The following is a 7,628-nucleotide window of genomic DNA, read 5'->3' as shown; positions in this document are numbered from 1 at the left end:
ACCACCAGAGCCACGGTGAGTTCAGACAGCGGTAAATTTGTGCTGAATGGCATTCCTCCGGGCAATTACAAGCTGGTCATCTCGTATGTTGGGTACAATTCTGCCTCTGTTTCTATAAATGAACAATCGGCGCATGGGTTTACTGTGGAGCTGCCTCTGGCTGAAAAATTACTGGATGAAGTGGCTATAAAGATCAACCCGAAATGGGAGGAGTATTTTTCTCTTTTTAAAATGTTCTTTTTAGGGAAAGGTGGTCTGCAATGCATTGTCAAAAACCCGAAGACACTTCATTTTGAGCACAACGATACTTCGTATGTGTTAACTGCAGAAGCGGGCAGGCCTTTAATCATTGAGAACCGGGCTTTGGGATACCGGCTGCATTATGATTTGAGCTCTTTTGTTCATTATGCCGGGCGTACACGATATTCAGGAGATGTCCGTTTTGAGGAACTGGTCCCTCAGAACAACAAGGAACAAAAGAAGTGGAAGGCAAACAGGGAACAAGCGTATTATGGTTCTTCAATCCATTTTATGCGGTCGCTGGTCAATAATACATTAAAAAAAGACGACTTTATCGTGAAGAAACTGGTGAAAGCAAAAGTCCTGCCTGGTAATCCTATGCGTTCGGTTTTGCTGGGATGGCAGGGCGATGAGTTTAAATCAACGGACACGGTCATTTCCATGAGGTGGAACGGAAGGGACTACGCCCCGGAAGATACGACCGTTGGGCCAGGTGCCGGCAGCTCAACGCAATGGGGCAACAAAATGGGGTATAATATCCTTTATCCCGGAGTGGTGCCTTACGAAAACATAGTTACAGCGACCGCTTCTGAAAGCAACTACAGACTTTCCTTTGATGATTCGATATTCGTTACTTATAAAAAGAAAGCAACTTCTATTTTGACGATGCTGGTTCCGGAAACTCTTGTGGATATCCATGGGAACCTGGCAGATCCGCATGCGGTGATCAGCGAAGGGTATTGGGCGACGCTCCGGGTTGCTGACCAATTGCCTTTTGATTATGAGCCGGAAGCGCTGAAATAAGAGGATCTATAAAATAATGGTGACCCGCTATACTTTACAATTCCCAGCTTGTATATTTTTTCACCACTGTTTTGTAGTCATCGCTAAAAGGAATCATCAGGTACACGTCGTTTGGCAGTAAAAGCAATTTGGTAGGGTAGGACTGTACCTTAAAGTTTTTCTCCACCTTATCGTCTGACATCAGCACCTGATAAGAAAATTTCTTTTTATCCATGAATTCGTCTACGAGGTTCTTTTTGTCGTAGCAGGCGATGGTGGTGACGTTGAGTTTGTCGGGCACAGGATTGTTGAGGTGCAGGTCTTCAATCTTATGGATCTCGGCAACACATGCTCCGCACCAGGTGCCCCAGAAATCAATAAAGAGGAATTTTCCTTTATTGGCGGTATTGCTGATCTCGGTGCCGCTTCGATCCTTGAGGCTGAACTTGGGTGATGCAGGAAGTTTTTCCTTTAGTGCTAGCTTAAAAAAGCTCTTAAAATCGCCGTTGGGGTAAGCCTTATTGTATTTCTCCTTGAGAATGGTATACCTGTCCGGCTCCACAATGACCATGTCTACATATTTTTTGAGCATTTCCTCTGGAGAGATGCCGGTTGCACCTGCGGCGTTGAGGTACAGCTCTGTGTAGTTCATTTCCGGCAGGAAAGGGTATTCTGCGGTAACGATGTATTTGTCCTCGATCTGGTCTTCCTGCGTAGGCAGGTAGTCGCTGGCGAGCTGCAGGTATTTTACTTTGTTTTTTGGCTCGATTATGCTTTTGCGGTAATAGGCATCGGCAAGTTGTTTGCGCAGCACAAGTCTTCTGGGCGCAATGTGAAACCTGTGAAAGAACTGTTCTCTTTGATCTCCTGCAAAAGGTTTGCTGTACTCTTCTATGTGATTTCTGAACATTTCAATACTGTAGTCCAGATATGCGGCCCGGATCGAATCGGGTACTTTTAAGCTGGTCATGCGGTCGTAAATCAGCAGACGGTACCGGCCGTAGTTGTCAAACAGGCTGTTGAAGCGATCATTGGCCAGGCCTTCAATTTCTTGGGGTGAGCTGGCCAGGGTAGCGGCTATGAAAGGTGCTGTGCCGTCAAAAAGCGAAGAGAGCTTGGGGATGTTCAGCTTTTGTACGGCTGTCACCATTTCCTGGATCTTGAGCATATCGGCTTTGCTGGTATTGGTACTGCAGATGTCTTTGCAGATGTCGAGATGTATCAGATCGGCGACATGGGAGGTGTTTAAAGGGTAATTCCCGTCGCGGGAAAATTTTGTGAACATGATATTGAGGGCATGCACAAATCCTGCTGTATTGCGGCTCTGGTATTCTTTTTTTACTTTATCTGCTACAGTAAAATCCTGACGCAGGTATTCCACCGGTGTTTTTTCGACGAGCTGCATCTTGGCCTCATAATCAAAGTAAGAGAGGAGGTCAATTGCCGCTGCGTTAAATTCGTGGTCATCTGGTTTTACCAGTTTCGACAGAGAATCCAGTTTCTGCCTTGCAATATCATCAATACCAAGCTTGCCTTTGCTGTTCCCATACCAGGTGTACAGATCCTCGACTGCTCTGACTACTTTTTTTGCCGGTGTATTGTAGTTTTTGAGGTCGGTTTGACGTGAAAATTCTTCAAGCAGGTCAGTGGTAGATTTTAGACCCGCAATGTTGGATGATTTGAGGCTATACCACCATGCATCCTGATCTTCGTGCCTCGAGGTTTTGCCGGGGATGTTGCCTTGCGACAGGGAGTCTTTGTAAATGAAGTTGGTTACTCCGGAGCCTGCATCGACAATGGTTTCCTTTTTTACGGTAATGGAGTCATCGGTTTTTCCGGCCACAAACAAGCGGAAGGTAGTGTCGGATTTGGCCCTGTTGCTGCGGCGAAAAGCGAGATGGATCTGCTTGGTAAAAATGTCTGGCAGGGTTGAGTAGACGATAAAATCTTTATTTGATGTGCCATATTTGTTTTCCGGGATTTTCTCGGCAGCTGCCTGTCGGGTCATTCTTGCGGCCAAACTATCCAGACCGTCGATCTTGATCATCTTGCCTGCGGTATCCATGCTAAAGGTAATGGGTGACTTGGTCAGCACTGCATCGATCACGCTGCTGATGTCTTTGGCGGCAGAGGCGGAGGGATCAAAAGTATCACGGATACGGCCATTGTGTGAGCTATAATTGATACGTCGCGTGAGCTGCATTTTCATGCTGTAGGTATTGTTTTTGGTGTTGACCACCTCAAACTGGTAGGCGGAAAGGCTCAGGCTTTTATGTTGTGCCGAATATAGGGTACTGCGGAGCGTAAGGTATTCGTAGGTAAATTTCTGGCCTTTTCTAAGTTTTAGTTTCTGGGCATAGCAAAGGCTGGTAGTCAGGAAAGCCAGGTAAAACAATAAGTACTTCATGAGCGTTAATTGGTTTATGTAAAGACCGATTCTTAAAGATATGAAAAAGATCTATTTATACCTCATTGATACACTGGCCGATTGGGAGCCGGGATATGCTATTGCAGAGCTAAACAGCGGGCGCTATTTTAAGAAAGACGCCATGAGGTACGCTGTAAAGACAGTAGGATTGACCAAAGCCAGCGTCACCTCATTAGGTGGCATAAAGATGACTCCGGACTACGCAATAAATGAGATTGACGGGGAAAATGCAGGTTTGCTGTTGCTTCCCGGGGCAGATACATGGGCTGATGCCATGCATACTCCTGTGTTTGACCTGGTTAAAAAGTTTTTAAAGGCTGGGATTCCTGTCGGGGCAATCTGCGGGGCAACGGTCGGTCTGGCCAATGCGGGAATTTTGGATGACCGCAAACACACCAGCAATGATCTTGAATTTTTAAAGCAAACCTGTCCTGGATATAAGGGAAGCAGCAATTATGTTCAGGCACCGGCGGTAAGTGACAGGAACCTGATTACCGCTACGGGTCTTGCGCCGCTGGAGTTTGCACGTGAAATATTTGAACACCTGGACGTAATGGAGGATAAAACACTAAATGCCTGGTATCAACTTTATACGACCAGGGAAGCTAAATACTTTTATGAGCTGATGGAATCTGTTTCCTAATTTATATTACTTTAGTGTATGGAAACAAAGGGTCTGCTTTTTATCCCCGATATCAGCGGTTTTACAAGATTTGTAACTGAATCGGAAATTAGTCACAGCCGTCTGATCATACAGGAATTGCTGGAATTGCTGATCAATGCCAATCAAATTGGACTCGAGGTTTCTGAAGTAGAAGGTGATGCCATTCTTTTTTACAAATTTGGTGACCCGCCTGAACTTGCAGAACTGTATAAGCAGGTCGAGAAAATGTTTTGCCTGTTTCATAAGAGCCTGATGGCTTATGATAAAAGCAGGTATTGCCAATGCAAGGCCTGTACGTCTGCATCTGGTCTTTCCTTGAAAGTAATTACGCACTATGGTGAGTTTACCGGGTATAATGTGAAGAATTTTAGTAAGCTGATCGGTAAAGATGTGATCGTTGCCCACCAGCTTTTAAAGAATGACATCGATCAGCATGAATATTGGCTGGTGACCAAAGAGCTGCTGGATGATCATCCTCTGGCTGATTTTACTCAATGGATGAACTGGAATGGTAGTATGAAGCAGACAGAAGCTGGTGAGATCCACTTTCATTATACGCAGCTGAGCGAGCTAAGAAATGGAATATCGGATGATCCTTTGCCCCAGTTAGACCTTTCGGGGAAAAAGAAAGTATACACTGTTTCAAAGGAATACAATACGGACATCATTACATTATTTCATGCTGCAGGTGCGTTTGAATATCGGCACCGATGGTGGGAAGGTGTGAAAAAGGTGGAGGAATCGAATCATTTTTTACCACGGGTTGGTATGCGGAGCACCTGGACGCTGGACAGCGGGAAGGTACTCTATTATTCAAGCAGCTATTCGTATGCTGATGATCAGATCGAATTTAGTGAAACGGATGACAGGGGCGACCAGGTGACTTGCTTTACCCTGAGGAAGATTGCCGGTGATAGCACAAGTCTTACGATTGATGTCTATAAAACTGCAAACTGGATTACAAATTTTCTTTCAAAGTTTTCGGATCAAAAGAAACTCGAGTCAGATCTTCAGCGGTCTTTAGAAAATATCATTCCGCTGTTAAAAGAAATCAATATACATAGGGCATAGTGCATTTCCTGGTAAATTAATGCCAGTCCATCGGTACGATAATGGCAATGGAATAATAAACCGTCTGAGACTGAGGTAGGAAAGGGTGCTGAGGCCAGGGCGATTTTCATAGGGTTTAAATATCAGGTCTTATGTTTTCTGGAGGACAATTTACTAACTTAGTTTTAGTTTCACGATCATAAAATCAGTGGGCAATAGGTATAATTTGATGCAAATACCTACATTTGCATTTTATACCATTGTGCCTGTGCTTTATAGAATTGCCCGGGCATAATTTTAGCTTGTCCAGGCGCAATGGTATAGCAACACCACAAAATTTCAATGATCTCTAACAACAAGCACCGCTTTTTTTTAAGCCTGTTCTTCTTTATATCAGGGTTTAGCTTTGCTACCTGGGCATCGCGTATTCCTACCATCAAGACTGCTTTTGGGTTTAATGAGGCTGAGCTGGGCAGTATTTTGCTGGCCATGCCTGTTGGGTCTTTGATCGGTCTGCCGATATCGGGCTGGCTGGTTTCCAAATACAACAGCCGGGTGCCGCTTACGGTGGGTTATGCGCTCAATGGCCTTTCACTGGCTTTGATCGGGTTTGCACACAATACCTTTAGTCTTTTACTGGCCATCACGCTTTTTGCCTTTACTACCAGGATTTTTAACATCTCTGTGAATACTCAGGCATTGACACTGTCAAAAAGATTTGAAAAGAAAATATTGGGATCGTTTCACGGATTTTGGAGTATAGGGGGAATTGCGGGCATTGCCTTGTCTACGTCTTTATTGGCATTCAATATTTCCATTCAGTATCATTTTGCGGCTGTTGCTGTATTGATGATTGCGATCAGTGCTTATTCTTACCAGTTTTTGCTGAAAGGTGACAGGTCTGAAACGGGAAATAAGATCGTGCTGAGCAAACCTGATCCCTATATTTTCTATCTGGGAATTGTCGTGTTTTTGTGTGCGATCTGCGAAGGGGGGATGTTTGACTGGAGTGGGATCTATTTTCAGGAAGTGCTGGATGTAAAGATATTTACCTACGGATACCTGATCTTTATGACTTTTATGGCTGCTTCAAGATTTCTTTCGGACATCATCATTGGCAGGTTTGGCATGCCTAAGACGTATATCATGAGTGCGGTGTTTGTAGTGTCGGGAATTTGTATGGCTATTGTTTATCCCACTTTCTGGACAGCGATGATCGGGTTTTCTTTGGTGGGATTTGGTACGGCGTCGATCATTCCGATGTCCTATGCATTGGCGGGACAATCAAAAAAATACTCTCCGGGTATGGCAATATCTATCATTGCTACCTATTCTATCACAGGTATGCTGCTCGGGCCGCCTTTAATCGGGTACCTGGCTCATGCATTTAACCTGAGAGTATCTTTTGTAGTATTTGCCATCTGCGGGCTGCTGCTTGTACCCATCACCAGGATGTTCTTTAAGCATCAGGCCACACTGGAATAGTTTATGAATTATTGGAAGCTACGTAGTCAGGGTCTTCGCCTGAAACGGCTCCCTTGTTGAGCTCAGATTCTCTGAATTCTTTGTAGTCCTGTGCTACTGCGTTTGCTTTACTTTTTACTTTGTCCACTACTTCGTCTTTAAAGCCTTTCAGGCTTTCACGGCCGTTGCTCACGGTATCTTTTAGCGAGTGCAGACCATCTTTTACATTATCTGCTAACCCAAGCGCTTTATCGGAAATCCGTTCTCTTGTTCTTTTGCCGCTTTCCGGTGCAAACAAAACACCCAATACAGCGCCAACAGCTAATCCCGCCAATAATCCAATTACTGCCGCAGATTTATCGCTTGAATGACCTGATATGTCAGACAAACCCTTGTTTATTAATTTCTTGTAATTCATAATAGGTATTTTTTATAATAGAGTAACACATACCGTACCAATGTGTTTTATTTAAGTCAATTTTGCTTTTTTTATATGGAGTTAAGCCAGTTTATTGCTTACTTTTGTGGTGTGTACTTTTTACACTAACTATAATGAAAAATTAAGGCTGATGAGCTGATAAAAGCAGCTCCTTAGCCGATAAAAATAAAGCTGATGAAAAAGAGTTTATTGACTTTGACCCTGGGTGGCCTGGGGATCGGCATCACAGAATTTGTGATGATGGGGTTGCTGCCCGATATTGCTAAAGATCTTGATATTTCTATTCCGCAGGCGGGTCACCTGATCTCTGCTTATGCTTTGGGTGTGGTGATCGGTGCGCCTTTGCTGGTCCTTATTGCGGGCAGTTATCCTCCTAAAAAGATCCTGATGGTATTGATGGCAATGTTTACAGTGTTCAACGCGCTATCTGCTTTTGCTCCGGGATACAATACGATGTTCATTGCACGTTTGCTGGCAGGTTTGCCGCATGGTGCTTTCTTTGGGGTGGGTTCGGTAGTAGCCAGTCGTCTTGCTGATAAGGGTAAAGAGGCTCGCGCGGT

7 protein-coding genes are annotated in these 7,628 nt (G+C 44.4%); 5 read left to right on the top strand and 2 right to left on the bottom strand.

Annotated features, from left to right (window positions below; all coding sequences use genetic code 11):
* On the top strand, positions 1-1,044 hold a 1,044-nt coding region (locus tag VK541_RS04165; protein ID WP_324367222.1), incomplete at its 5' end, for a carboxypeptidase-like regulatory domain-containing protein.
* 34 nt (positions 1,045-1,078) lie between these two features.
* Here the strand turns inward: VK541_RS04165 and VK541_RS04160 are convergent.
* Complete coding sequence (locus tag VK541_RS04160) at positions 1,079-3,430, bottom strand: TlpA disulfide reductase family protein (protein WP_324367219.1); 2,352 nt, start codon at positions 3,428-3,430, stop codon at positions 1,079-1,081.
* Between the two features lie 40 nt (positions 3,431-3,470).
* On the opposite strand from VK541_RS04160, the gene VK541_RS04155 reads away from it, so the two are divergent.
* From VK541_RS04155 to VK541_RS04145, 3 genes are all read left to right on the top strand, one after another.
* Positions 3,471-4,094 (top strand): type 1 glutamine amidotransferase family protein, encoded by a 624-nt coding sequence (locus VK541_RS04155; RefSeq protein ID WP_324367217.1) that lies wholly within the window; start codon positions 3,471-3,473, stop codon positions 4,092-4,094.
* Between the two features lie 18 nt (positions 4,095-4,112).
* The gene (locus tag VK541_RS04150; protein WP_324367215.1) at positions 4,113-5,186 is read left to right on the top strand and encodes a DUF2652 domain-containing protein; all 1,074 of its coding nucleotides are present in this window, start codon (positions 4,113-4,115) and stop codon (positions 5,184-5,186) included.
* Between the two features lie 321 nt (positions 5,187-5,507).
* The gene (locus tag VK541_RS04145; RefSeq protein WP_324367213.1) at positions 5,508-6,650 is read left to right on the top strand and encodes an MFS transporter; all 1,143 of its coding nucleotides are present in this window, start codon (positions 5,508-5,510) and stop codon (positions 6,648-6,650) included.
* A 1-nt stretch (position 6,651) separates the two neighbouring features.
* On the opposite strand, the gene VK541_RS04140 is transcribed toward VK541_RS04145, so the two are convergent.
* Entirely contained in the window at positions 6,652-7,047 is a 396-nt protein-coding gene (locus VK541_RS04140; RefSeq protein ID WP_324367211.1) for a YtxH domain-containing protein, read from the bottom strand.
* A gap of 195 nt (positions 7,048-7,242) precedes the next feature.
* Between VK541_RS04140 and VK541_RS04135 the strand changes: the two genes are divergently transcribed.
* The coding region (locus VK541_RS04135; protein WP_324367209.1) for an MFS transporter at positions 7,243-7,628 on the top strand (386 nt) is incomplete at its 3' end.

It is taken from the genome of Pedobacter sp., from assembly GCF_035317785.1.
Lineage (GTDB): Bacteria > Bacteroidota > Bacteroidia > Sphingobacteriales > Sphingobacteriaceae > Pedobacter.
Note: the sequence above shows the minus strand (reverse complement) of the source record. Positions and strands in the feature narration are given on the sequence as shown.

Bases quoted from the DNA above. Each gene is read 5' to 3' on its own strand.
- VK541_RS04160 (WP_324367219.1), bottom strand. From the start codon at position 3,430: ATGAAGTACTTATTGTTTTACCTGGCTTTCCTGACTACCAGCCTTTGC.
- VK541_RS04155 (WP_324367217.1), top strand. From the start codon at position 3,471: ATGAAAAAGATCTATTTATACCTCATTGATACACTGGCCGATTGGGAG.
- VK541_RS04150 (WP_324367215.1), top strand. From the start codon at position 4,113: ATGGAAACAAAGGGTCTGCTTTTTATCCCCGATATCAGCGGTTTTACA.
- VK541_RS04145 (WP_324367213.1), top strand. From the start codon at position 5,508: ATGATCTCTAACAACAAGCACCGCTTTTTTTTAAGCCTGTTCTTCTTT.
- VK541_RS04140 (WP_324367211.1), bottom strand. From the start codon at position 7,047: ATGAATTACAAGAAATTAATAAACAAGGGTTTGTCTGACATATCAGGT.